Here is a 24,496-nt window from a genome sequence, read left to right as displayed (position 1 = left end):
TGGTAGTAGGGGTCAGGGTTTGGCGCTGGCGGTCTGCTGCAACTGCTTGGGCAACTTGAAGGTCCAGAGCATCCCGCCCTGGTTGAAGTCCTTGACCCGCTTGGCCACTTCGCCGCCCCACAGCGGCACCGCGCCGCCCCAGCCGGACACCACCGATACGTACTGCTCGCCGTCCATTTCCCAGGTCACCGGCGAACCGAGCACGCCTGAGCCGGTCTGGAACTCCCAGACCTTGTCGCCGGTCTTGGCGTTGAACGCCTGCAGGAAGCCTTCCGGGGTACCGGTGAACACCAGGTTGCCCTTGGTGGTCAGTACCCCACCCCACAGCGGTGCATAGTTCTTGTGGCGCCACACTTCCTTGCCGCTGACCGGGTCGATGGCACGTAGCACACCGATGTAGTCTTCGTTGAGCGGCTTGATGGTGAAGCCGGCGCCCAGGAACGCCGCCCCTTTCTTGTAGGCAATGCCCTCGTTCCAGATGTCCATGCCCCACTCGTTGGACGGCACGTAGAACAGCCCGGTGTCCTGGTTATAGGCCATCGGCATCCAGTTTTTCGCACCGAGGAACGCCGGGGCAACGAACACCGAGCTGCCCTTGGCTTCGCTACCCGGTGCACCCGGGCGGCTGGCCTCGTTGTAGATCGGCCGGCCGTTCTTGTCCAGGCCAGTGGCCCAGGTGATTTTGTCGACGAAGGGGAAGCCGCGGATGAACTTGCCGTTGGTGCGGTCCAGCACGTAGAAGAAGCCGTTGCGGTCGGCAGTGGCAGCGGCCTTGACCTCTTTGCCGCCGTCCTTGTAGTTGAACGAGATCAGCTCGTTGACGCCGTCAAAGTCCCAACCGTCGTGTGGCGTGCTCTGGAAATGCCATTTGATCGTGCCATCGTCCGGGTTCAGTGCCAGGCGCGATGAGGAATACAGGTTGTCCCCTGGGCGCAGGTGGGAGTTCCACGGCGCCGGGTTGCCGGTGCCGAACAGGATCAGGTTGGTTTCCGGGTCGTAGTAGCCGCCCAGCCACGGCGCTGCACCGCCGGTCTTCCACAGGTCGCCCGGCCAGGTCTTGCCGGCTTCGCCACCGGAAATACCGTTTTCGATGGCCTTGCCGTCCTTGTACACATACCCCATGTGGCCTTCCACGGTGGGGCGCATCCACAGCAGCTCACCGTTTTCCGGGTTGTAGGCCTGGATCTTGCCCACCACACCGAACTCGCCGCCAGCCACGCCGGTAATCAGCTTGCCGTTGACGATCATTGGCGCGGCGCTGATCGAATAGCCTTCCTTGTGGTCGGCCACCTTCTTGCTCCACACCACCTTGCCGGTGTCCTTGTTCAGCGCCACCAGCTTGGCGTCGAGGGTGCCGAAGAACACCAGGTTGCCGTACAACGCCACGCCCCGGTTGATCACATCGCAGCATGGGCGGATGTCATCGGGCAGGCGCGCATCGTACTGCCACAGTTTCTTGCCGGTTCGCGCGTCCACGGCGAATACCCGCGAGTAGGAGCCGGTCAGGTACATCACCCCATCCTTGATCAGCGGCTGCGCCTGTTGGCCGCGCTGCTTCTCACCGCCGAAGGAAAACGCCCAGACCGGGCGCAGTTCCTTCACGTTGTTGGTGTTGAGCATGTCCAGCGGGCTGTAACGCTGGCCCTGCACGCCCAGGCCATTGGTCACGATCTGCTGGGGGTTCTTCGGGTCCTGGAGGATGTCTTCATTGCTGACGGCGGCGTGGGCAGCGCCGGCCAGCAACATGGCGCTGAGCACCAGGCTCACGGCGAACGCGGGACGACGTGGGGATCGGGTCATGTCGGCTACCTTTGGTTTTTTTGTTGTGCCCGGGAAATTTTCCCGGTGTGCCGGGAATTCTTGGTCCCGAGGTGTTTGCCAACAATTGCTCGCAGTGTGGAGATTTCTAGTTCCTTGGTAGCAGCTGCCTTTTAAACGAAAGGGGCGCAAAGCGGCCCCTGGGTTGGTGTCAGCGGAAATTGCCGGCGCTGCTGCGCCGCCCTTTCGCGACGCATGGCCGCTCCCACGCCGTAGTGTCTGGCTCAGGGCGTACTATCTACCCGCCGAAGTTGCCGGCGTTCGTACCGCGGGTATAGGTGGCTGACACTGCGAATAAGTTCGTAGCGCGTCAGGCTCAGGCCGGCGAAGCGTTCGGGTATCGGGCTGCGGATCATTTCGGCCATATCGTCGCCACGGGCGGCGCCGTCGCGCAGCAGGTTGTCCAGCCAGGTGAGGTAGTCGCGCATCTGCACAAAGGGTTGCGCATCACTGGCCAGCGGCCCGTGGCCGGCTACCAGTTGCTTCCAGGGCAGCGCCTGCAAGGTGTCGAGGTCGTGCAGCCACACATCGAGGCCCGGGCTGTTGGGGGTGGTCAGGGCACGCTGATAAAACAGCAGGTCGCCGGCAAACAGCACCCCGGTCGTTTCATCGAGGATCGCCAGGTCCGCACCGGTATGCCCGCGTAGCCCGAGCAGGCGCAGGCGGTGCCCGCCCACATCGCGCACACCCGGTTCCACGACTCGGGTCGGCAGCACCACCTCCGTGCCTCGCATCCAGTCACCAACCAGGCGGTACATGTTTTCCGCCATGGCATCGCCTTGCTCGCGCAACAACGCAGCGGTGCCGGCCAGGGCACCGATGGGCACGTCGGTGAACGCCTGGTTGCCGAGCACATGGTCCGGGTGATGATGGGTCAGCAGCACTTCCAGCACCGGCTTGTCGGTCACCGTGGCAATCGCCTGGCGCAAGGCCTCGCCATAGCGTCTGGACGGCCCGCTGTCGATCACCACCACCCCCTCGTCGGTCACGATGAAGGCCGTGTTGACCACGTTGCCGCCATTGGCCTTGGCGAAATTGTCGGTACTGCCCTCCAGCAGCCAGGTACCCTCGGCAATCTGCCGGGGGGCGAGCCGGTAATCCAGGTTGGCCTGGGCCGGAAGGCCCAGGCACAACAGCAACAGCAGGATCCAACGCATGGCAGGCGCCTCGGTTCAGGGGTGGATGGCGACCGCGCTCAAGGCACTGCCGCCTCGAACTGGTTACCGCTGTTGTCCTGCAACAACAGCCGGGTCGGCCCGGGGCCCTGGATATCGAAACTCAGGTTCGGGTTCTCGCTGACCGCCGGGTACAGCGTCAGGCTGGCCAGGCGCTGGCCATCGACGCCTTGCAACTCGGCATGGTTGAGGTAGAACTCGGGAATGCCACTGACCAGGCCGTTGTCCATCGGGTGCGCCACCTGCAGGCGCAGGCGGCTGCTGTCGCCACGCGGGTAGCGGCCCCCCAGCACCTCGCCGAGGTGCTCTTCCCAGCCGGGCTGGGTGCGCACCACGCTGGGGGCGGTACAACCACCGCCGGCAGCATCGATCAGGGTCGAGCCCACGTGCCACAGGCCGTCGCGCGTGAGCACCGCCGCGCGAAGTGGTGTGGCCTGCTCGATACGGATACGCAGCGATAACCACGGCAGTACCCGTTCGCCGGGCTGGAAGTCGACAATGCGCGGCAGCGGGTTGAGTTCGGCCCAGGCAATGATGCGCACCACCTCGCCAGTGAACGCGCGGGCATCGATTTCCAACGGCACCTGGCGTGCGTCCTCGGCAAAAGGGGGAGCCAGCAGCTTGACCCGCTCATCGAAGACGAACGCTGCCTGGTCGAGCAGTTGCTTGTGGTAGAAGTCCCACATCACCGAGGGCACCGGGTCCTGGTTGGCAGGCGGCTCGCTGGCCAGGGCCTGGCTTGCCCAAGATAGCCAGCAGGCCAGCAGCAAGGTTGCTTTGAGGTTCATGATCCGCTCCCATTTGCCGGGCTGCCGAGCCCAGGCTACTGGTACATGTCCGGCACCTGGTAACGCAGGCCGTACTGGGCATAGATCGCCTGCATGCGCCCCTCCCGTATCAACACCTCTAGCGCCTCCTCGACCGCATAGGCCAACTGCCGGTTGCTTTCATGCACGGCCATGCCGATGTCCCAGGCCTGCTTGCCCAGGTTGGGGTACGCATTTTCCGCCAACGCCAGCTGTGGGTTCGCGGCCTCATGCAGTTGCCAGTCGACCTCGCCGCGCATGGCCATCACCGCGTCTACCTCACCGGCCTGCATGGCGGCGAAGGCTTGCTGCACGCCGGGGTAATGGTGGGTCTTGGCGCTGAGCATGCCGTTGAGCACCGAGGTCAGGTAGAACGACGGCACGCTGTCGACCTCTACCCCAATCGGGTGCTGCTGGAATACCGCGACACTGGCCACCGAAGGCAACCGGCGGCGGTCATAGGCCACCTGCCAACGTTCTTGCTGATACGGGCCGAACATCACCACCTGGGCGTTTTCCAGCTCGCCCAGCTCGTTGCGCCTCTGCGCATAATCGTGGTCGTAGGGCACCCGCAGCATCAGGTCTGCCAATTGCTGATGACGCAGCGGGCTGCCGCGCCAGATGTAGTCCCGCAGGTCGTCGTCGAGCTTTTCCCCAGGCGGCGCCCAGATCAGTTTCAGGCGCACGCCCATCGCCTCGGCCAGTGCCTGCGCCAGGTCCACATCCACGCCCCGCGGCTGGCCGTGGTCCTGGAAACTGTAAGGCGCAAAGTCCTTGTACACCGCTACCTTGAGCTCCCCGGCGGCGATGATCGTGTCGTAGTTGCGCACTTGCGCCTGGGCCGCCGCACAGCACAGCAACAGGGCACTGAACAGCACCGCCATCAGGCGCATGGCCGTTACTCCTCGACGTGCACGCTGTCCAGGTATGTGCGCACCGCCCACAAAGCCTCCTGGCTCAGGTAGTCGGCCATTTTCGGCATGTACACGCGGCCGTCGCGCACCGCGCCATGGCGCACACGCTCGACGAACCATTCATCGCCGGCGTCGCCGGCATCGAGCAGCCGCAGGTCCGGGGCAATGCCGCCAGACTTGGCTTCCAGGCCATGGCAGGCCGCGCAGTTCTGGTTATAGGCCGAGGCGCCGATCTCGACTGCCTTGTCGTGTTCCGGCGAGCTACGGTAAGGGTTGACCGCCGCCCAGCCGTCTGCGTCCAGGCTCACCCCAGCGTCCTTGACCGGGGTCAGCCCCTTGGTCTCTACCGCCTGTGGGACTACATTGCCATGGGCCCAGGCGGTACCGGTCATTACCGCGCCGGCCAACAAGCCTGCAGCAAGCCACACATTGCGTTTTGTTGTCATTGTTATGCCCTCACCATTGCACGCAAAGCCTCAACCACAGAGGCCGTGTCGCCATCTTAAAAACACCCGGCATACGGCCGAATGCTGCTTTGGTGGTCGCGCCTTACTCCCTTGGTAGTAGGGCTTGTGGCGAACGGCCAAATGAGGTGCCGACCGGGAACTCTTCCCGGCAATGGCGGGATTTTTTCCGTATCCGGCGAGCGCCCCGGCGGCTCACCCTGTGCAGGCCAAAACCTCCACTGGGAACTGCAACCATGACAATAAGATCGCTACCCGCCCTTTCCCCTCTGGCCTTGAGCGTGCGCGTGCTGCTGATGGCCGGTAGCCTGGCCTTGGGCAGCGTGGCAACAGCGGCCACCCCCCCTGCGGCACCTGCCACCAAGAACGTCACCTGGGAAGACATCGCCAACGACCACCTCACCACCAACGACGTGCTGCAGTACGGCATGGGCACCAATGCCCAGCGCTGGAGCCCGTTGGCCCAGGTCAACGACAAGAACGTGTTCAAGCTCACCCCGGCGTGGTCCTACTCGTTCGGCGACGAGAAGCAGCGCGGCCAGGAATCGCAGGCCATCGTCAGCGACGGTGTGGTCTATGTGACAGGGTCGTACTCACGGGTATTTGCCCTCGATGCCAAAACCGGCAAACGCCTGTGGACCTACAACCACCGCCTGCCCGACAACATTCGCCCCTGCTGCGACGTGGTCAACCGGGGCGCCGCCATCTACGGCGACAAGATCTACTTCGGCACCCTCGACGCGCGGGTCGTGGCCCTGGACAAACACACCGGCAAGGTGGTCTGGAACAAGAAGTTCGGCGACCACAGTGCCGGCTACACCATGACCGGCGCGCCGGTGCTGATCAAGGACAAGACCAGTGGCAAGGTCCTGCTGATCCACGGCAGCTCGGGGGATGAATTCGGCGTGGTCGGGCAGCTGTTCGCACGCGACCCGGATACCGGGGAAGAAGTGTGGATGCGGCCTTTCGTCGAGGGCCACATGGGCCGCCTGAATGGCAAGGACAGCACCCCGACCGGCGACGTCAAGGCACCGTCCTGGCCAGATGACCCCACCACCGAAACCGGCAAGGTCGAAGCCTGGAGCCATGGTGGCGGCGCCCCTTGGCAAAGCGCCAGCTTCGATCCGGAAACCAATACCATCATCGTCGGGGCGGGCAACCCGGGGCCTTGGAACACCTGGGCGCGTACCTCGAAAGACGGCAACCCGCACGACTACGACAGCCTGTATACCTCCGGCCAGGTCGGTGTAGACCCGAGCACCGGCGAGGTCAAGTGGTTCTACCAGCACACCCCCAACGACGCCTGGGACTTCTCCGGCAACAACGAACTGGTGCTGTTCGACTACAAAGGCAAGGACGGCAAGGTGGTCAAGGCCACCGGCCACGCCGACCGCAACGGCTTCTTCTATGTGGTCGACCGCAACAATGGCAAGTTGCAGAACGCCTTCCCCTTCGTCGACAACATCACCTGGGCCAGCCATATCGACCTGAAGACCGGGCGGCCGGTGGAAAACCCCGGCCAGCGCCCGGCCAAGCCGCTGCCGGGTGAAACCAAAGGCAAGCCAGTCGAGGTTTCGCCGCCATTCCTCGGCGGCAAGAACTGGAACCCCATGGCCTACAGCCAGGACACCGGCCTGTTCTACATCCCCGGCAACCAGTGGAAGGAGGAATACTGGACCGAGGAAGTGAACTACAAGAAAGGCTCGGCCTACCTCGGCATGGGCTTCCGCATCAAGCGCATGTACGACGACCACGTCGGCACCCTGCGCGCCATGGACCCGACCACCGGCAAACTGGTGTGGGAACACAAAGAGCACCTGCCACTGTGGGCAGGCGTGCTGGCAACCAAGGGCAACCTGGTGTTCACCGGCACCGGCGATGGTTTTTTCAAGGCCTTCGACGCCAAGACGGGCAAGGAGCTGTGGAAGTTCCAGACCGGCAGCGGCATCGTATCCCCGCCCATCACCTGGGAGCAGGATGGCGAGCAGTACATCGGCGTGACGGTCGGCTACGGCGGTGCGGTGCCGCTGTGGGGTGGCGACATGGCCGAACTGACCAAGCCCGTTGCCCAGGGTGGCTCGTTCTGGGTGTTCAAGATCCCGAGCTGGGACAACAAGACCGCCCAGCGGTGATCGCCTGAGGTGGCGTATACCCGGGGCCGCGTTGCGGCCCCTTCACCTGGTGCTTACACCCACGAGAGCCATTCGCCATGAACTACCTGCCCATTGCCCTGCTGTTGGCGCTCTCGCCTGCCCTGGCCGCACAGGCCGAAGACGCTGGCGACGATGCCCCACTGACCATCAACGGCTGCGTCATCGCCGAAGCCAGCCAGTGCCCGGGTGCCAACCTGCGCGGCGCCAACCTGGCTAACCAGGACCTGCGCAAGATGAACCTGGCCGGCGCCGACTTGCGCGACGCCGACCTGCGCCACGCCCAACTGGACCTGGCCAACCTGGAAAAAGCCCGCCTGCAAGGCGCCAACCTGACCCGCGCCAGCCTGCAGCAGAGCAACCTGCGCCTGGCCGACCTGAGCAATAGCCACCTGGTGGCCATCCAAGGCTGGGGCCTGTTCGCCCAAGGCGCGCAGTTCGAGAACGCCGACCTCAGCGCGGCCTATCTGCAGTTCGCCCGGTTGTCCGGGGCCAAGTTGCACAAAGCCAACCTGCAGGCTGCGGACCTCGAAATGGCCTGGCTCAGCAAGGCCGACCTGCAGGAGGCCAGGCTGACCGACGCCAACCTGCAGGAGGCCAAGTTCGGCCAGAGCAACCTGGCACGCGCCGACCTGCGCGGGGCACGGCAGCATTACGGGAATTTCCAGGAGGCCAACATGGAGGGATGCACAGGCTGCCCCGAAACCTGGGACAAGTGACTGATTGCGCTGCCTGTAGGAGCGGCCTTGTGTCGCGATGGGCTGCAAAGCAGCCCCGGCAATTTGTGCACCATGCTGAAACCCTGGGGCTGCTTTGCAGCCCATCGCGACACAAGGCCGCTCCTACAGGCAGCCCATCGCGACACAAGGCCGCTCCTACAGGCAGCCCATCGCGACACAGGGCCTACCCCGCTACCCGCACCAGCCCCAGGTCAATCCCCAGGTGCACCAGCTCGGCATGCGAGCTGACCTGCAGCTTGCTCTTGAGCAAGGTCAAATGGTTGGACACGGTCTTGGCACTGATGCACAACTGCTCGGCAATCAGCCGCGCCGGGGTGCCCTTGGCAAGCATGACGAAAATCTCCAGCTCGCGCTGGGTCATGCGCTGCAGGCGCGGGTCGCTTTCATTGTGCGGGGTGGTGCAGGCCAATTGCGTAGCCAGCGGCTGTTCAATGTAGGCATGCCCGGCCAATACACGCTGCACCGCCTCGATCAGCACCTCGGGCGCCGAATTCTTGGTCAGGTAGCCCGACGCCCCGGCTTCCAGCGCCTGCCGCACCAGGGGCAACTCGTCGTGCATGCTGAAGAACAGCACCCGCAGCTGGGGCAGGCGCTGACGCAGCCGGCGGGTGGCTTCCAGGCCGCTGATGCCCGGCAGGCCGAAGTCCATGACCACCAGGTTGGGCACCTGCTCGTGCACCAGGGCCAGCGCCTCTTCGCCACTGGCCGCTTCGCGCACCTGGATGTCTGGCAATACCGCCCGCAGCAGGCTGGCATAGCCTTGGCGGACCACAGCATGGTCGTCGACCAGTACGATATTCATCACACCTCCTTGGGGATGTTCAGCGCCAACGCCCAACCGCCACCCGGGCGGCTGAAAATGCGTAATTCACCCCCCAGGCTGCGCGCGCGTTCGGCCATCGAGTGCAAGCCAACCCCGGGCCGGCGCGGTTGGCGCGCGCCGCACCCATTGTCGCGCACGAACAAGCGCAACCCCTTGGCGCTGCGCTGCAGGCGCACCCGCACCTGGCTGGCGCCGGCATGCCGGGCGACATTGGTCAACGCCTCCTGCAGCAGCCGGTACAAGTGCGTCCTGCTCGGCGCGGGCAAGTCTGGCAAATGCTCGCCAACCCGCAGCCGGCAATCGATGCCCTGCCTGGCCTGCCACTGGCTCACCAGCAGGCCAATGGCCTGCGCCAGCGGCATGTGTTGCAGCGCCACCGGATACAGGTCTTGTACCAGGGCACGAAACCCTTGCTGCAAATGTTCGCAATTCAGTTCCAGTTGCTGTGTGGTCTGCTTGACCACAGCGGGCTGGTCGGCCGCCATGCGCAGCAGGCAGCCCTGGGCGCGGATACCGGCCAGGTATTGCCCAAGGTCATCGTGCAGAGCCTGCGCCAGCCGGGTACGCTCCTGCTCCTGCACCGCCAGCAGGGCCTGGGTCAGCTGCGTATTGTCGGCCCGGGCCTGCTCCAGGTTCGCCACCATCGCGTTGAAGTGCGCAGCCAACTGGCGTGCCTCCGGCAGGTTGGCCTCGCGCAAACGCACGGCCAGGTGCCCCGCCGACACCTGCCGCAGCGCCCCCAGCAATTCAGCCAGCAGCCCCATCGCCCGCCCGACCGCCCAACGGATGGTCACCAGGCTCAATACCAGCGCCAGGCCGCACAAGCTCAGCAATTGCACCAGCGACTCCCAGACTTCGTCGATTTCATCGCGGGCATCCACGGCAATCAGCACCCGCCGGCCATCGCTCAGTGTCAGTAAACGGCCACCTGGGTGGTGTTGACCGAACAGCTGGCGGCCCAGCCAGGCATCCACACCGGCATCCCCCGGCAACAGGGCGGCATCGCCAGCTGCCAGCCAATGCACCCGTACATGGCGCAGGTTCTGGGTCAGGCTCGGCTGCAAACTGGCCGGGTCACGCTCGGCAGTCTCGGCAAGGTAGGTCACCACGGCTTCGGCAGACTGCAGCTCACGCTCCACGTCGGCCACAGCCTGGTGCAGCAGCACCCCGGCACAGGCCACCGTCACCAGGGCGAAGCAGCCGGTGACCCAAAGGTTGATGCGCCACAGCGCAGACAAGTTGAACAGGCGCATGGGAGCTCTCTTCAGGGGTGCCGAGGCCCATCGTAAAACCGTAGGTGGCGCGGGAAATTACTACCTTGGTACCGGCCGAGCGCTACTTTCTGCATATTTCCCGTGCCCGGCGGGGTTCCTATGCTGGCGCCATCTGCCGTGGAGTGTGTCATGCGCCAGCCTGCCCACCTTGCCTTGTTCTGCCTGCTGGCCCTGATCGCCGTGTTGTCCGCGCCCCATGCGTCGGCCGCTGCGGGCCAGGCCGACGCCCTATTGCACGTGGGCATCGGCTATTTGGGCTACCGGCCCGACCCGGGCCCGCTGCTGTCCAATATCATCCCCGAACCGGCCGACGCTGGCCTGCAAGGCGCCGAGCTGGCGATCGTCGACAGCAACAGCACCGGGCGTTTTCTCAAGCAACAGTTCCAGCTGACCCGCGCCAACGTGGACAGCCCCGAGGCGCTGTTGCAGGCGGCCCAAGCACAACACGAGCAAGGCCTGCGCCTGTTCGTGGTCAACGCCCCGGCCACCAGCCTGCGCGCGCTGGCCGCGGCGCTGCCCGACAGCCTGCTGTTCAATGCCGGCAGCCCCGACGACAGCCTGCGCAGCAGCCAGTGCCTGGGTAACGTGCTGCACAGCCTGCCGGGCCGGGCAATGCTCGCCGATGCGCTGGTGCAGTTCCTGGTGCTGCGCAAATGGCAACGCGCGCTGCTGGTGGTCGGCCAGACCGCAGATGACCAGGCCTACGCCGCCGCCCTGCGCCGCTCGGCGAAACGCTTCGGCGTGCAGCTGGTCGCGGAAAAAGCCTGGACCTTCGACAACGACCAGCGCCGCAGCGCCCAGGCCGACATGCCGCTGTTCACGCAAACCGCCGAATACGACGTGGTGCTGGTGGCCGACGAACGCGGTGACTTTGGCGAATACCTGCCCTACCAGACCTGGTACCCGCGGCCAGTGGCGGGCACCCAGGGGTTGACCCCCACCGGTTGGCACAAGACCGTGGAAACCTTCGGCGCGGCGCAACTGCAAAAACGTTTCGAGGCCCAGGCCGGGCGCTGGATGAACGACCGTGACTTCGCCGCCTGGATGGCCGTGCGCAGCATTGCCAGCGCGGTCAGCAAACTGCGCCAGGCCGACCCACGGGCGCTGCAACAGCTGCTGCTCAGCGAGCAACTGCCCCTGGACGGTTTCAAGGGCCGCAAGCTCAGCTACCGGCCCTGGAACGGCGAGCTGCGCCAACCGATTGCGCTGGTGCAGCCTCGCGCACTGGTCAGCACATCGCCACAAGATGGCTTCCTGCACCCCTTCAACGAAATGGACAGCCTGGGCTACGACAAGCCCGAAGTGACCTGCACGTACCCCTGAGCCGACAACCACAACAATAAGGAATACGCCATGCGCCGCCCTCTGCTTTCCCGCGCCCTGCTCTACCCCAGCCTGCTGACGGGCGCCCTGGCGCTGGCCTGCGGGCATGCGCTGGCCGCCACTGCCTGGGTGTCCAACGAAAAGGACAACAGCCTCAGCCTGATCGACCTGAAGACCCTGGAGGTCACCGAAACCCTTGCAGTCGGGCAACGCCCTCGGGGTCTGCTGCTGTCGCATGACAACAAGCTGCTGTACATCTGCGCCAGCGATTCCGACCGGGTACAGGTGATGGACGTGGCCACCCGCAAGATCATCAAGGAACTGCCCTCTGGCAAGGACCCCGAGCAGTTCGCCCTGCACCCCAACGACCGCTGGCTGTACGTTTCCAACGAAGACGATGCGCTGGTGACCGTGATCGACACCGTGACCGACCAGGTACTGGGGCAGATCGATGTTGGTATCGAACCTGAAGGCATGGCCGTCAGCCCCGATGGCAAATGGGCGGTCAATACCAGCGAAACCACCAACATGTTGCACTGGATCGACACCAGCACCCAGACCCTGGCCGACAGCACCCTGGTCGACCAGCGCCCGCGCTTCGTCGAATTCAGCCAGGACGGTTCCAGGCTGTGGGCCTCGGCGGAAATCGGCGGCACGGTGACTGTCCTTGACGTTGCCACGCGCCAGGTGCTGAAAACCCTGAACTTCCAGATCAAGGGCGTGCACCCGGACAAGGTCCAGCCGGTGGGAATCAAGCTCAGCGCGGACGGCAAGTATGCCTTCGTCGCCCTGGGCCCGGCCAACCATGTGGCGGTGATCGATGCCAAGACCTACGAGGTGCTCGATTACCTGCTGGTCGGGCGGCGGGTCTGGCAGTTGGCGTTCTCCCCCGACCAGCGCCGCTTGCTGGCCACCAACGGGGTCAGCGGCGATGTATCGGTAATCGATACGCAGGACCTCAAGGTGCTCAAATCGGTGAAAGTCGGGCGCTACCCTTGGGGCGTGGTGGTCACCCCATGAACGCCCTCGAGGTGGCCGATGTGAGCTTCGCCTACGGCCAGCGCGAGGCGCTGCGGCAGGTCGGTTTCAGCCTGGCACCGGGCCGTTTTGCCGCGTTGCTGGGCCCCAATGGCGCCGGCAAGTCGACCCTGATCGCCCTGCTGACCCGCCTGTACGACCTGCAGCACGGCGATATCCGGGTGTGCGGCTGCTCGTTGCGCGACACCCCGCGCCCGGCGCTGCGGCAGATGGGCGTGGTGTTCCAGCAGAGCACCCTGGACCTGGACCTGAGCGTGGAGCAGAACCTGCGCTACCACGCCGCCCTGCATGGCCTGTCACGGCGCCACGGCAACCAGCGGGTAGAGGCCGAGCTGGCGCGCCAGGGCCTGGGCGAGCGCCGCCACCACAGCGTGCGCGAGCTGAATATCGGCCACCGCCGGCGGGTGGAAATCGCCCGTGCGCTGCTGCACGAGCCACGCCTGCTGCTGCTGGACGAGGCCAGCGTCGGCCTCGACCCGGCCAGCCGCCTGGCACTCAACCAGCACGTGCGGCAGCTGTGCCGCGAGCAGCAGTTGAGTGTGCTGTGGACCACCCACCTGCTGGACGAAGTGCAGCCTAGCGACGACCTGCTGATTCTCCATCAAGGGCGCCTGGTGGCCAGCGGTACCGCCGATGCCCTGAGCCTGCAGCACGGCGGCGACCTGGACCATGCCTTTGCCCACCTGACCCGGCAGCCTTCAGGAGCCCACACCCGATGAACGCCTACTGGCAGTGTTTCAACGGCATCATGCTGCGCGAATGGCTGCGCTTCGTATTGCAGCGCACGCGCCTGCTCAGTGCCCTGGTGCGCCCGTTGCTGTGGTTGCTGGTGTTCGCCGCCGGCTTTCGGGCAGCGCTGGGCATCGCCATCATCGAGCCGTACGACACCTACATCCCCTACGAGGTGTACATCATCCCGGGGCTGGCCTGCATGATCCTGCTGTTCAACGGCATGCAAGGGTCCTTGTCGATGGTCTATGACCGGGAAATGGGCAGCATGCGCGTGCTGCTGACCAGCCCCCTGCCGCGGCCGTTCCTGTTGGCCAGCAAGTTGCTGGCGACCTCGCTCATTTCCCTGCTGCAGGTGTACGCGTTCCTCGCCATTGCCTGGGTGTACGGTGTGCAACCGCCGGCGGTGGGGTTGCTGCTGGCACTGCCGGCGCTGCTGCTGGTGGCGTTCATGCTCAGTGCCCTGGGGCTGCTGCTGTCGAACGCCATCCGCCAGCTGGAGAACTTTGCCGGGGTGATGAATTTCGTGATCTTCCCACTGTTTTTCCTGTCTTCGGCGCTGTACCCACTGTGGAAGATGCGCGAAGCCAGCGAGTGGCTGTACTGGCTGTGCGCGGTGAACCCGTTCACCCATGCCGTGGAGCTGGTGCGGTTTGCCTTGTACCAGCGCCTGAACCTGTTGGCGCTGGCGGTGTGCTTGGGCTTGACGGTGCTGTTCACGCTGCTGGCGATTGCCACCTTCAACCCCCAGCACGCAGCGTTGCGCAAGCCGCGATGATCCTGTGGCCTGGCGCGGCCCAGGCTGACGGGCGGCGCTAAGCCATCTACTACTTTAGTACTGCATTTACTGTCTATCGTCGCATTCACAAAGCACCGCTACTGGCATGTAATGGGTTCATAACAAAAAGGAAGAACCCCATGCCATGTGCCCTGCCCCGGCTGCCACGCCCCTTGCTGGCGGCACTTTCAATGAGCCTGACGCTGGGCACCGCCCAGGCCGACACGGCGCCGCTGTTCTCTGCCGACGGTTACCGCATCACCCTTTACCGCAGCCCGACCCCAGCGCAGGTCGACGGCGGCCAGGTGGTAGACACCGCCACATTGCAACGCCTGCTCAGCCAGCAGCCGCGGCCGGTACTGATCGACGTGTACCGCCGCCAGTGGCTGCAGGGCCGCTTCATCGAAGACGAGCCGCACGCCAACCTTCCCGGCAGCCTGTGGCTGGCCAACACCGGCGATGGCGAGCTGAGCCCGGCCTGGCAGGCGTACTTTGCGCACAACCTGCAAAGCGCCACCGCCGGGCACCCCGACCAGCCTGTGGTGTTCTACTGCCGCGCCGATTGCTGGCTGAGCTGGAACGCGGTAAAACGCGCTAAAGCCCTGGGTTACCACAACCTGTACTGGTACCGCGACGGCGTTGACGCGTGGCAGCAGGCCAACCTGCCGCTGCAGCCGGCGCAACCGGTGCCTTTGCCCTGATCTGTTCAACTGCCACTGCGTGCCCTGCTCCATCCAATAAAAACAAGGTGAAAAGGCCATGTACAAAATTCTGATTGCCGACGATCACCCCCTGTTTCGCGAAGCCATCCACAACGTCATCAGCGATGGGTTCCAAGGCAGCGAGGTCATGGAAACCGCCGACCTGGACAGCGCCCTGGCGCTGACCCAGGCGCATGACGACCTCGACCTGATCCTGCTCGACCTGAACATGCCCGGCATGCACGGCCTCAACGGCCTGATCACCCTGCGCAACGAAGCACCGACCACGCCGGTGGTGATCGTGTCGGCCGAACAGGAGAAACAGATCGTGCTGCAGGCCATCACCTACGGCGCGGTGGGCTTCATCACCAAGTCCTCGCCGCGGGCACAGATGATCGAGGCGATCGAGCAGATCCTCAACGGTAATGTCTACCTGCCGCCCGACATCATCCGCGCGCAGAAAAGCAGCACCGGCCGGCGCCAGAACGATGCGCCGAGCTTCCCGCCGGAAATGCTCCAGGCCTTGACCCGCAAGCAGTTGCTGGTACTGGAACGCATGACCAAGGGGGAATCGAACAAGCAGATTGCCTACACCCTGGATATCGCCGAGACCACGGTCAAGGCGCATGTGTCGGCGATCTTGCGCAAGCTCAATGTGCACAACCGCGTGCAGGCCATTCTCAGTGCGGGCGATATCGACTTCGCAGACTACCTGCGGCGCTGACCGTCTCCAGCTTCATGGGGGCCGCGTTGCAGCCCCCATAGCACACCCGGCCCTAGCCTTGGGTGCCCAGCAAATGGCTCATTGCAGTCTTCAATTTCAACGGCCGCACCGGCTTGTGCATCAGGGTATGGCCCAGCTCACGGATCTGCTGCTTGAGGTCGTTGCTGTAGTTGGCCGTGATCATCAGCGCCGGTAGCGGCTGGGTGCGGCGGGCATTGATCCGCGCCACCGCGTCGAGGCCGTTGCAGTCATTGTCCAGGTGGTAGTCGGCAATCAGCAGGTTGGCCTCGGCGTGGTAATTGTCCACCTGGCGCGCCAGGTCTTCCTCCGACAGCGCGGTGATCACCTTGCACCCCCAGCCTTCGAGCAGCGTGCGCATGCCGGCACAAATGGCCGCATCGTTGTCCAGCACCCAGACTTGCGCACCACGCAGGCGTTCGAACATCGGCTCGCACAGAGGCTGGCTCGGCTGCGCCTTGGGCGCAACGGTGCTCAACGGGACCTCGACGGCAAACACCGATCCCTTGCCCAGCCATGACCGCACGCGGATGCGATGGCCCAGGATACCGGCGATCTTCTCCACGATCGCCAGGCCCAGGCCCAGCCCGCGATCCTGCTCAGGGCGCTGCACATCACCGCGCCGGAACTCCTGGAACATTTCCTCCAGGTGTTCTTCGGCGATGCCGATGCCGCTGTCCCACACCTCGATCCGCAAGCCGCCACGCAGGCGCCGGCAACCCAGCACCACCCGCCCGCTGCGGGTGTAACGGATGGCATTGCTGAGCAGGTTGCGCAGAATGCGCGCCAACAGCTGGATATCACTGCGCACCACCGCCGAACACCCCACGAAATGCAGGGCCAGGCCCTCGCTACGCGCGACCTGGGCATATTCGGCCGCCAGGTTGTCCAGCAGCTCGCTGAGCGCGAAAGGCGCGATATCGGCCTTGATCACGCCCGCATCAAGTTTGGAAATGTCGACCAGGGTGCCCAGCAGGCTCTCCACATCCTCCAGCGAGTTGCTGACATTGCGGACCAACTGGGCACTTTGCTGCGGTTCGCGGCTTTCCAGCAACGCGCTGGTGAACAGCCGCGCCGCATTCAGCGGTTGCAGCAAATCATGGCTGACCGCAGCCAGAAACTTGGTTTTCGACAGGTTGGCCTGTTCGGCCTCGCGCTTGGCTTCGCGCAGCCGCGCTTGCGCCTGGCTGCGCTCTTCGATTTCCCGCAGCAACTGGTCGTTGAGGCTGGTCAGCTCCGCCGTGCGCTCACGCACCCGCTGCTCCAGGTGCTGATAGGCCTGGTGCAATGCCTGCGCGGTATTGCGCCGCTCGGTGATATCGCGGATCAACACGAAGATACCCACCACCTCGCCGCTGGCCAGGCGGTTGGGGACATAGGAGCGCAGCATGTAGCGCTCCTGGCCCTTGATGTTGGTTTCGGCAAACTCGAAGGTCACGCTCTCGCCCGCCAATGCCCGCGTCACATAGGCCTCGAGGCGTTGGTAGTGCTGTTCGCTGTGGGCCTCGCGCAGGCTTTGCCCCAGCATCACGCCACGCGGCCAGCAGTACCATTCCTCATACACCTTGTTGGTGAATTCATAGACCAGGTCGGCATTGAGGTAGGCGATCAACGCCGGAACGTTGTCGGTGATCAGGCGAATCTGGTGCTGGTGCGCGGTCTCGGCCCGCTGCCGGGCCTCGCTGAGCAGGTGGTTCACCGCCTTCAACTCGGCCATGGCCTGGCTCAGCGCATCGGTGCGCTCGCGCACCTGCTCGGCCAGCACCACCGAATGCTGAAACGCCGCGTACGGGTCGTTGCCGCGGGTGACCCCGGACTCGACACGTTCGATCAGCGCACCATTGATGCGCTGCAGCTTATGGTTCTGCTGCTGCAGCCGGGCCACCTCGGCCTGCAGGTCAGCGACCGACAGGAGGCCGGTTGCGGGCAATGGCGACGCCGGTGAAGGTCTGGTTGATATGCATGCCATTGAACTGTTCTCCGTAGGTGTTGAACCCGATCACCCGTTGCTCGCGCAGAAACGCCCCCACCAGTTCCAGGCTGTGTTGCCCCTCCAGTTCCAGACGCCGCAGGAAGCAGTCGCAACCGATGGTCAACAACAGCGGGCCCAGGCGCTGGTGCAGGCCGTCGAACAGCTCATGCAGGTTCGGCAGCAACGGCCCTGGGGTCATGGCCGTGAGCACGATGCCGTTCTCCACAGCACAGTAGAAACTCAGGCTCAAGTCATCGTGCACACGCTGGACGGCGCGCATGTAGTACTGGTCGTGAATGCGCACGGCCAACGGGTGCGCGGCGAACACCCGGTAATCGAGCGCCGCCACCGGCACACCGATGAGCCGGGCATATTCCTCGGCAGCGGGTTCGGCATTCAGCTCGAATACCCGGCGCTGGCCGCTGTCGGCGCCAGTGACCACCAGTTTTTCCTGGCGCGGCTGGATGTGATGGGTGGTGAACACTTCGAAGTCGAGCCAGGTGTTGACCAGCACCACCACCGCTGCGCCGCTGTGGAAGGCGCCGCCGTGGTAGACATGCGTGCGGTTGAGGTAGTTGTCGTCGCCGGCCGAACCGCCGAAGTGCGGGATGTCGCCCAACGCCGCGCTAAGGGCAGCGAGGACCATTTCCTCCCGGCTGGACAGCCCATCGAGCAGGGTCAGGGCAAAGCTGTGGCCCTTGATCGGCGCCAACGAATTGCTGCGGCAGGTGCCGACCAGGCGCTCGACCATCTGTTGCGCATCGATGAGGCTGAAGTGCTCCATTTCGTCGATCAGCCCGGTGGCGATGGAAAAGTGCCGGTGATCGAAGCCCAGCGCGGTCACGCAGTTGCGGCCGTACCCCTGCGGGGTGATTTCGCCGGCACTGGTGCAGCCCACCAGGCGGATGCCGCCAAACCCCTGTTCCAACGCCTGGGCCAGTTCCTGCAGGTTGTATTCGGCAGAACAGAAAAACAGCACCAGGCCCAGGTGGGGGTGCAGGAGCTGTCGCGCCAGGTCCTGGGCGGCCAACCGGGCATCGGTGGCCTGGGACATGGCGCTGAGCACACCGTCGTTGAGGGCCTGTTGCATCAAAGTCTCCGGCGCAGGGCGGCTGAAGGTGCAGTGTACGAAGACGGGTACGTGGGGCGAATGCTACTTGGGTAGCGGGTGGGCGGTTCCAAGGGTGTAAGTGCCAGCTTCACCTGCGCCTGCCTTGCCGCCCCGTGCTTACCAGGTCAGCACCGCGCCCACAGCCAAGGTATCGGTGTCTTCATTCTGCGCACTGCCCTCATGCCCATCGATGGAGAACTGGTTGTACTCGGCCACCAGCTTGAGGTTGTCGTTGACGTCATGGAACAACGCCACCCCACGGGTCTTGTAGTCGGCACCGCTGCCCACCGCACCGTTGCCATCGTCCTTGGTCTTGCCATACGACAGCGCCACGCGGTTTTTGCCGAACTTGTAGGAGCCCTGTAACAGGTAGCCGTCGCTGTCCACATTACGCAACACCGGCTCGCCCGCGTTATTGGTGAAGAACGGGTTGATGCCCTTGGCCTGGAACCCAGAGCCGGTCAATGACCAGCCGCCCAGCTTCGCCTGCACCCCATAGCCGACCCCCTTGGAGGTGACGGACTGGACCGTCGAGTCGGTGTTGTCCGAGGTCTGGTAGCTGCCGTTGACCCAGCTGTAGATCTGCGCCCCCGCCAGGTCGAACTGGTAGGTGATTTCGCTCTCGGTGCGTGGGTTTTCCTGGTAGGCCTTGCCGGTCGGGCTGCTGTCGTTGGTATCCACGGGGTCCATGATGCCGACCGCCACGCGCAGGCCGTCCATCACCGGCGTGCGGTAGGTGATCTGCGAGGTGGGAAACGGATAGGGGTAACCGCTGCCGATGTTGCCGAACGACACCCCGCCGCCATCCACCAGGCCCAGCGTGTCACTGACCTGGCCATAACCGGCCAGCAGCTCGTCCAACAGGATGTTGGAGCGCGCGAACAGGCCAAAGTCCTTGCCTATCAGCACTTCGCCCCACTCAGGGTTGGCCACCGTGCCGTAGAACTGGCGCACGTCGATGGCGGTATCGGTGCCGTTGGTTTCGCTGTCGTTGATGGTGACCCAGAACGACGCCCGCGCGCCGAGTTTCAGGTCGTCTACCTGCTTGCCCATGTTGAAACCGATGTAGTTGGGCAAAAAGCCCATCTTCACCCGCGACTGGCGCCGATCGAACTGCTCGCCCTCGCGGTCGACCTTGCTGTTGACATAGAAGGCGTTGATGTAGCCATCGGTAGAGAATGTCGTCTGGTCCGTGTCGTACAGCATGATCTCGGCCTCGGCGGCACCACTCAGGCCCAAGGCGGAAACACTGGCGAAGGCAGCAGCGAGAAAACGAGGCGGCAGGTGCTTTTTGTTGTTGTGCATGGCGCGCTCCAAACGGGGGACAGGATGTCGGAGGCGATTATCAGAAGCCGGCAGGCCACCCGGAACGCTGCTTTGGCGTGGGTTGGCGGGTGCTTTGGAGCGGAGGGTGTGGCGCGGTGATTTGGTCTTGGGACCTGCTGGGGTCGGGGGGGCAAGACTTAGGGTGTAGGCAGGCGTGGCAGGCGGGTATCAATACGCCTGAATGAACCGGGGCCGCCTTGCGGCCCATCGCCGGCAAGCCAGCTCCCACTGGGATCGCCTTAGGGCTGACAGGTGTTTGCCACAAGGTATGGCAGCGCCTGTTAGAGCGAGCGCCGCCCGCGCGGCGCAATCGCGAGCTGCGCTCGCTCCTACGTTTGTTTCGGGCCAATTATTCCTGTGGGATTCGCGCGCGAACGCCTTGGTGCATGCCTCAATATCGCGCCGTACAAACAAGGCGGCCGCGCGCGCCTGTCACAGGCGTTACTGGCCCGAAACAAACGTAGGAGCGAGCGCAGCTCGCGATTGCGCCGCGCGGGCGGCGCTCGATCTCACAGGCGCTTCGTAGCGGTGCGGCTGCTGCCGGGCCAGGCGGGCCTGCACGTCCACCGCTGCGGCCTTGACCTTCTGCGCCCAGTGCTTGTCCTGCGGGCACACCACCACAACGCGGAAACCATGGTCCACGCCTTCCAGCCGCACGCCTTCGGAGTCATCCACATGCAGGTCGATATCGAAGGCCGAAGGCAGTTTGGACGGGGAATGCGCCAGCCCATTCCGCGCCAGTATGTGCTGGTGGCGGTCACTGTTGACCACCCCGTCGACATGAATGCCGTACAGCAGCAACCAGCGGCGGATGTACGCTGGGGTGCGCCCGGACGAGGTATAGATCCAGATGCTGCAGCCCTGGCGGCGCAGGTCGCGAATCAGCTCGCGGGTACCGCTGCGCAGGGGCTCACCGAGCCAGCGGTGGACGAAGCCCGGCAACCTGCTGTGCTCGGCAGCCGCGTGCTCAGGCTGGCAGGCCAGGGTGTCGTCGATATCGAACGAAATGCGCACCTGGCCACGCTTGAGCTTGCGCTCGATGGCCTGCCGCCCGCGCTCTATCAGGGTGAACGGTTGCATCAGCGCCCCCCCGCGCAAACAGGCACCGCGGTGGCGCCCAGGAAGAACTTGCCGGGCGCAGGCGCCTTGGCCTCGAGGAACGCGGCGTACTTTTTCTTGATCTTGGGCAGTTCGTACAAAGCCTTGACACCGTGTTTGGCGGAATTACGTATGACCGAGGACGGGTTGAAGTAGCCCTCGGCGTTGTCCAGCGACAGCACGAATGGCGGCAGCCCGGCACGCATCAGCAGGTAACTGACGATGAGCGAGCCGGTGCGGTTGTTACCTTCGATGAACAGCTGTGGCTTGCTGAGGATACGTACGTACACACCGGCTGCCCGCTTCCAGATCGAATCGCTGCGGTAGGCGCAATACCAGTTGTGCAAGTCCTTGATGCCACCTTCCACATTGTTGAAAAAATGCGCTTCGGTCGCCGCCAGGTGCGCCGCGAACTCCACGCGCCGGGCCGGGTCACGGCCACACAGCACCGTGGCATTGATTTCCAGCATCAGGTTCAGCTGTTGCAGGTCGAACAGGTCTATTCCGCGAGCGACATAGTCGTCAATCAGCGCGTAGCCTTCAACCACATTCAGCAGCACCTCGTCGGTGAACGGGTCCCGCGGTTCGGTGAAGTGTTGGCTCAGCTCGGCAAAACGGCCCTGCACCTCGCGCAGAGCGCGCTCTACCGCAGACAGATCTAATCGACACATCGGTTGCATTGGAAATCCTGGGTAACACTTTAACCAAAGGTTGTGCGGGCGGTGCTGCCACCTCCCTGGTTGCAGCACCGCCCCCTTGTACAGCGATGGTTCAGCTGAACTTGCCGCTGATATAGTCACTGGTCAGTTGTTCACGCGGGTTCTGGAAGATCTGCGCGGTCGGCCCCATCTCGACCAGGTAGCCGGTACGGGTCCCCTGGGAAATGTCCACCGAGAAGAACGCCGTGGTGTCGGCAACGCGAATCGCCTGCTGCATGTTGTGGGTCACCAGGGCGATGGTGTAGTCCTTCTTCAGCTCGACCATCAGCTCTTCCACGCGGCGGGTGGCAATGGGGTCGAGTGCCGAGCACGGCTCGTCCAGCAGCAGCACTTCCGGCTCGGTGGCGATGGCCCGGGCGATACACAGGCGCTGCTGCTGGCCGCCGGACAACGACAGGCCGCTGACCTTGAGCTTGTCCTTCACTTCGTCCCACAGCGCAGCGCCTTGCAGGGCGTGTTTCACGCGGTCGCCCAGGTCCCCTTTGTAGCGGTTCAGGCGCAGGCCAAAGGCAACGTTGTCGAAAATGCTCATGGAAAACGGGTTGGGCTGCTGGAACACCATGCCGATATAGCGGCGCACCACTACCGGGTCTACGCCCTTGCCATACACATCCTGGCCCAGGAAGTGCACGTGGCCCTCGAAGCGGAAGCCTTTCACCAGGTCGTTCATGCGGTTCAGGCTACGCAGCACGGTGCTCTTGCCGCAGCCGGACGGCCCAATGAAGCCGGTAATCTCGTTCTTGCGGATCGGCACATGGCTGTCGCGCACGGCCATGAAGTTGCCGTAGAAAATCTTGTCCAGCTTGCAGTCCATGACGATGGGGGTGGCTTCGCTGGCCACGGGAGCGGCACGTTGTGCGGTGGATACGTTCAAGATGGATGCTCCCTGTTCTCAATACTTGGGCTTGCCGAATACACGGCTAAGGATGTTGATGACCAGCACGATCATGACCAGCACCAGCGAGGCCGCCCAGGCGAGCTCAAGCTGGTTGTCGAACGGCATGCCGGAGAAGTTGTAGATCAGCACCGCCAGCGAGGCAGTGGGGTTCATTACCGCCAGGTCGCCGTTGTGGTAGATCCAGTAGTTGCTGAACAGCGCGGTGAACAGCAAGGGCGCGGTTTCACCTGCGGCACGGGCCACGGCCAGCATCACGCCGGTGAGAATGGCCGGCAAGCCGGTGGGCAGCACGATCTTGCAGATGACCTGGGCACGGGTGCAGCCCATGCCGTAGGCAGCGTCCTTCATGATCTTGGGGACCATCTTCATCGCCTCTTCGGCGGTCAGTACCACGATGGGCAGCATCAGCACCGCCAGTGCCACCCCGCCTGCCGGTGCCGAATAGGTGCCGGTAGTCATCACCACCAGGGCGTAGGCAAACACACCGGCCAGGATCGATGGCAGGCCGGTGAGCATCTTGGCGGCAAACCTTGCAGCGTTGGCCAGCTTGCTGTCCGGGCCCAGCTCGGCAAGGAACACCGCGGCCAGGATACCCACCGGCACCGCGATGGCAGCAGCGATGCCGACCATGACGAAGGTACCGGCCATGGCGTTGCCGAAGCCGCCGCCCATCTCGAACCCCGTCGGCGGCAGTTCGGTGAACACTTCCAGGTTCAGGCGGGCACCGCCGCGGGTGATCAGCATGTACAGCACGGAAATCAGCGGCACACTGGCCAGCAACGCGGCCAACCAGGCCAGGATGGTCAACACCAGGCTGCGCAAGGCGCGGCCTTCGAGCCGGCGCTGCAGGCTGGGCAGCGCGGCGGCAGGGGTTGTCAGGTTGGTCATTGTTTATTCCCCCGCTGAGCGTAGAGCATGATCATCGAGCCAAGCACGTTCACCAGCAGGGTGATGAACATCAGTACCAGTGCCGCATACATCAGCACTTCGATCTCGTTCGGGCCGGCTTCCGGGAAGTTCAGCGCCAGCAGCGCTGCCAGGGTATTGGCCGGGGCGAACAAGGACACGGAAATGGTGTTGGCATTGCCCACCAGCATGGCCAGCGCCATGGTTTCGCCCAGAGCCCGGCCAAGGCCCAGCACCAGCGAGCCAAAGATACCGGTGGCCGCAGAAGGCACCATCACTTTCAGGATGGCCTCCCAGTGCGTGGTGCCCATGCCGTAGGCGGCCTGCTTGGTTTTCATGGGCACGCTGGTCAGCGCGTCTTGCGAAACGGCAGCGATGGTCGGCAGGATCATGATCGCCAGGACCAGTGCGGCCGGCAGCAGGCCGGGCCCGCTGAGGGAGGTGCCAAAAAACGGAATCCAGCCCAGCTCGCTGTTCAACCAGGTGGTCAGGGGGCGAATAGCCGGGATGACCACATAGATGCCCCACAGGCCATAGACCACGCTGGGGATGGCGGCGAGCAGCTCGACGATGGTGCGGAACACCGCGGCAAGCCTGGCCGGAAGGAAATCCTGGGTGAGGAAAATGGCCATGCTGACGCCGAAGAAACCGGCAATCAACAGGGCGATGAAGGCGCTGTAGAGCGTACCCCAGATCGCGGGCAGAATACCGTACTTGCCTTGGTTGACGTCCCAGACACTGCCCAGGAGCACGTCGAAACCGTGCTTTTCAATGCCTGGCAGTGCCTTGCGGCCCACTTCGTAGACCAGCGCGAAAACCAGCGCCAGTACCAGCACCACCCCGATACGGGCAAGCGCACGGAAGGTGCGGTCGACCAGAAAGTCTTTCGTAGACGGTGGCTGGCACGCGGAATCGGGATTATCCGGTATGGCAAAAGGTGTGTTCATGGCGTATTCCGGGACAAGGGACAAACACCCCCGGCATGGCTTCA

The 24,496-nt window shown here is 64.2% G+C and carries 23 protein-coding genes; 8 read left to right on the top strand and 15 right to left on the bottom strand.

What is annotated here, in order from left to right:
* Nucleotides 1-12: 12 nt before the first annotated feature.
* The 5 genes from pedH to pedF form a co-directional block, all read right to left on the bottom strand.
* Nucleotides 13-1,800 (bottom strand): PQQ-dependent alcohol dehydrogenase PedH, encoded by a 1,788-nt coding sequence (pedH, locus tag L1P09_RS12010; protein WP_029885145.1) that lies wholly within the window; start codon nucleotides 1,798-1,800, stop codon nucleotides 13-15.
* A gap of 242 nt (nucleotides 1,801-2,042) precedes the next feature.
* The gene (locus tag L1P09_RS12005; protein WP_192439994.1) at nucleotides 2,043-2,975 is read right to left on the bottom strand and encodes a quinoprotein relay system zinc metallohydrolase 1; all 933 of its coding nucleotides are present in this window, start codon (nucleotides 2,973-2,975) and stop codon (nucleotides 2,043-2,045) included.
* A gap of 38 nt (nucleotides 2,976-3,013) precedes the next feature.
* Nucleotides 3,014-3,781 carry a quinoprotein dehydrogenase-associated SoxYZ-like carrier gene (locus tag L1P09_RS12000; RefSeq protein WP_054905454.1) on the bottom strand — a complete coding sequence of 256 codons (768 nt, stop codon included), beginning with the start codon at nucleotides 3,779-3,781 and terminating at the stop codon, nucleotides 3,014-3,016.
* Between the two features lie 35 nt (nucleotides 3,782-3,816).
* Nucleotides 3,817-4,692 carry a substrate-binding periplasmic protein gene (locus L1P09_RS11995; RefSeq protein WP_054905455.1) on the bottom strand — a complete coding sequence of 292 codons (876 nt, stop codon included), beginning with the start codon at nucleotides 4,690-4,692 and terminating at the stop codon, nucleotides 3,817-3,819.
* A gap of 5 nt (nucleotides 4,693-4,697) precedes the next feature.
* On the bottom strand, nucleotides 4,698-5,159 hold the full coding sequence (gene pedF, locus L1P09_RS11990; protein ID WP_009682327.1) for a cytochrome c-550 PedF: 462 nt from the start codon (nucleotides 5,157-5,159) through the stop codon (nucleotides 4,698-4,700).
* Between the two features lie 254 nt (nucleotides 5,160-5,413).
* Here pedF and exaA point away from each other — a divergent pair, with 254 nt between their 5' ends.
* Together exaA and L1P09_RS11980 are read left to right on the top strand one after the other, a co-directional pair.
* Nucleotides 5,414-7,309, top strand: coding sequence for a quinoprotein ethanol dehydrogenase (gene exaA, locus L1P09_RS11985; RefSeq protein WP_054905457.1), 1,896 nt, complete (start codon nucleotides 5,414-5,416; stop codon nucleotides 7,307-7,309).
* A 77-nt stretch (nucleotides 7,310-7,386) separates the two neighbouring features.
* On the top strand, nucleotides 7,387-8,046 hold the full coding sequence (locus L1P09_RS11980; RefSeq protein ID WP_154211533.1) for a pentapeptide repeat-containing protein: 660 nt from the start codon (nucleotides 7,387-7,389) through the stop codon (nucleotides 8,044-8,046).
* 184 nt (nucleotides 8,047-8,230) lie between these two features.
* On the opposite strand, the gene L1P09_RS11975 is transcribed toward L1P09_RS11980, so the two are convergent.
* A complete protein-coding gene (locus L1P09_RS11975; RefSeq protein ID WP_029885149.1) occupies nucleotides 8,231-8,869 on the bottom strand; it encodes a response regulator in 639 nt (212 codons plus the stop codon).
* Nucleotides 8,869-10,143 (bottom strand): sensor histidine kinase, encoded by a 1,275-nt coding sequence (locus L1P09_RS11970; protein WP_235768892.1) that lies wholly within the window; start codon nucleotides 10,141-10,143, stop codon nucleotides 8,869-8,871. The genes L1P09_RS11975 and L1P09_RS11970 overlap by 1 nt, the downstream gene beginning before the upstream one ends.
* A 150-nt stretch (nucleotides 10,144-10,293) precedes the next feature.
* On the opposite strand from L1P09_RS11970, the gene L1P09_RS11965 reads away from it, so the two are divergent.
* The 6 genes from L1P09_RS11965 to L1P09_RS11940 all read left to right on the top strand — a co-directional run bounded on the left by L1P09_RS11965 (nucleotide 10,294) and on the right by L1P09_RS11940 (nucleotide 15,457).
* Entirely contained in the window at nucleotides 10,294-11,487 is a 1,194-nt protein-coding gene (locus L1P09_RS11965) for an ABC transporter substrate-binding protein (protein WP_054906183.1), read from the top strand.
* 30 nt (nucleotides 11,488-11,517) lie between these two features.
* The gene (locus L1P09_RS11960; RefSeq protein ID WP_192439993.1) at nucleotides 11,518-12,507 is read left to right on the top strand and encodes a YVTN family beta-propeller repeat protein; all 990 of its coding nucleotides are present in this window, start codon (nucleotides 11,518-11,520) and stop codon (nucleotides 12,505-12,507) included.
* A complete protein-coding gene (locus L1P09_RS11955; protein ID WP_192439992.1) occupies nucleotides 12,504-13,244 on the top strand; it encodes an ABC transporter ATP-binding protein in 741 nt (246 codons plus the stop codon). Before L1P09_RS11960 ends, L1P09_RS11955 begins: the two co-directional genes overlap by 4 nt.
* Nucleotides 13,241-14,032 carry an ABC transporter permease gene (locus tag L1P09_RS11950; protein WP_054906186.1) on the top strand — a complete coding sequence of 264 codons (792 nt, stop codon included), beginning with the start codon at nucleotides 13,241-13,243 and terminating at the stop codon, nucleotides 14,030-14,032. The genes L1P09_RS11955 and L1P09_RS11950 overlap by 4 nt, the downstream gene beginning before the upstream one ends.
* A gap of 140 nt (nucleotides 14,033-14,172) precedes the next feature.
* Nucleotides 14,173-14,733: a PQQ-dependent catabolism-associated CXXCW motif protein gene (locus L1P09_RS11945; protein ID WP_047149590.1), complete on the top strand. Its 561-nt coding sequence runs from the start codon at nucleotides 14,173-14,175 to the stop codon at nucleotides 14,731-14,733.
* Nucleotides 14,734-14,791: 58 nt separating this feature from the next.
* Nucleotides 14,792-15,457, top strand: a complete 666-nt coding sequence (locus tag L1P09_RS11940; protein WP_009681769.1) for a response regulator transcription factor — start codon at nucleotides 14,792-14,794, stop codon at nucleotides 15,455-15,457.
* A 52-nt stretch (nucleotides 15,458-15,509) separates the two neighbouring features.
* Here L1P09_RS11940 and L1P09_RS11935 read toward each other — a convergent pair whose 3' ends face one another.
* From L1P09_RS11935 to pstC, 8 genes are all read right to left on the bottom strand, one after another.
* Entirely contained in the window at nucleotides 15,510-17,405 is a 1,896-nt protein-coding gene (locus tag L1P09_RS11935; RefSeq protein WP_235768891.1) for a PAS domain-containing hybrid sensor histidine kinase/response regulator, read from the bottom strand.
* The gene (gene nosP / locus L1P09_RS11930) at nucleotides 17,374-18,537 is read right to left on the bottom strand and encodes a nitric oxide-sensing protein NosP (RefSeq protein WP_009681767.1); all 1,164 of its coding nucleotides are present in this window, start codon (nucleotides 18,535-18,537) and stop codon (nucleotides 17,374-17,376) included. The genes L1P09_RS11935 and nosP overlap by 32 nt, the downstream gene beginning before the upstream one ends.
* A gap of 138 nt (nucleotides 18,538-18,675) precedes the next feature.
* A complete protein-coding gene (locus L1P09_RS11925; RefSeq protein ID WP_235768890.1) occupies nucleotides 18,676-19,863 on the bottom strand; it encodes a porin in 1,188 nt (395 codons plus the stop codon).
* Nucleotides 19,864-20,325: 462 nt separating this feature from the next.
* Complete coding sequence (locus tag L1P09_RS11920) at nucleotides 20,326-20,964, bottom strand: HAD family hydrolase (RefSeq protein ID WP_223809593.1); 639 nt, start codon at nucleotides 20,962-20,964, stop codon at nucleotides 20,326-20,328.
* Complete coding sequence (locus L1P09_RS11915) at nucleotides 20,964-21,662, bottom strand: Fic family protein (RefSeq protein WP_054904404.1); 699 nt, start codon at nucleotides 21,660-21,662, stop codon at nucleotides 20,964-20,966. Before L1P09_RS11915 ends, L1P09_RS11920 begins: the two co-directional genes overlap by 1 nt.
* A gap of 91 nt (nucleotides 21,663-21,753) precedes the next feature.
* Nucleotides 21,754-22,515 carry a phosphate ABC transporter ATP-binding protein PstB gene (gene pstB / locus L1P09_RS11910; RefSeq protein ID WP_017148287.1) on the bottom strand — a complete coding sequence of 254 codons (762 nt, stop codon included), beginning with the start codon at nucleotides 22,513-22,515 and terminating at the stop codon, nucleotides 21,754-21,756.
* Between the two features lie 78 nt (nucleotides 22,516-22,593).
* Nucleotides 22,594-23,487, bottom strand: coding sequence for a phosphate ABC transporter permease PstA (gene pstA, locus L1P09_RS11905; RefSeq protein WP_009681761.1), 894 nt, complete (start codon nucleotides 23,485-23,487; stop codon nucleotides 22,594-22,596).
* Nucleotides 23,484-24,452 carry a phosphate ABC transporter permease subunit PstC gene (pstC, locus tag L1P09_RS11900; RefSeq protein WP_009681760.1) on the bottom strand — a complete coding sequence of 323 codons (969 nt, stop codon included), beginning with the start codon at nucleotides 24,450-24,452 and terminating at the stop codon, nucleotides 23,484-23,486. Before pstC ends, pstA begins: the two co-directional genes overlap by 4 nt.
* Nucleotides 24,453-24,496 lie beyond the last annotated feature (44 nt).

This window comes from Pseudomonas juntendi, from assembly GCF_021560075.1.
Classification (GTDB): Bacteria; Pseudomonadota; Gammaproteobacteria; order Pseudomonadales; family Pseudomonadaceae; genus Aquipseudomonas; species Aquipseudomonas juntendi.
This window is presented reverse-complemented; position numbering and strand designations above follow the sequence as displayed.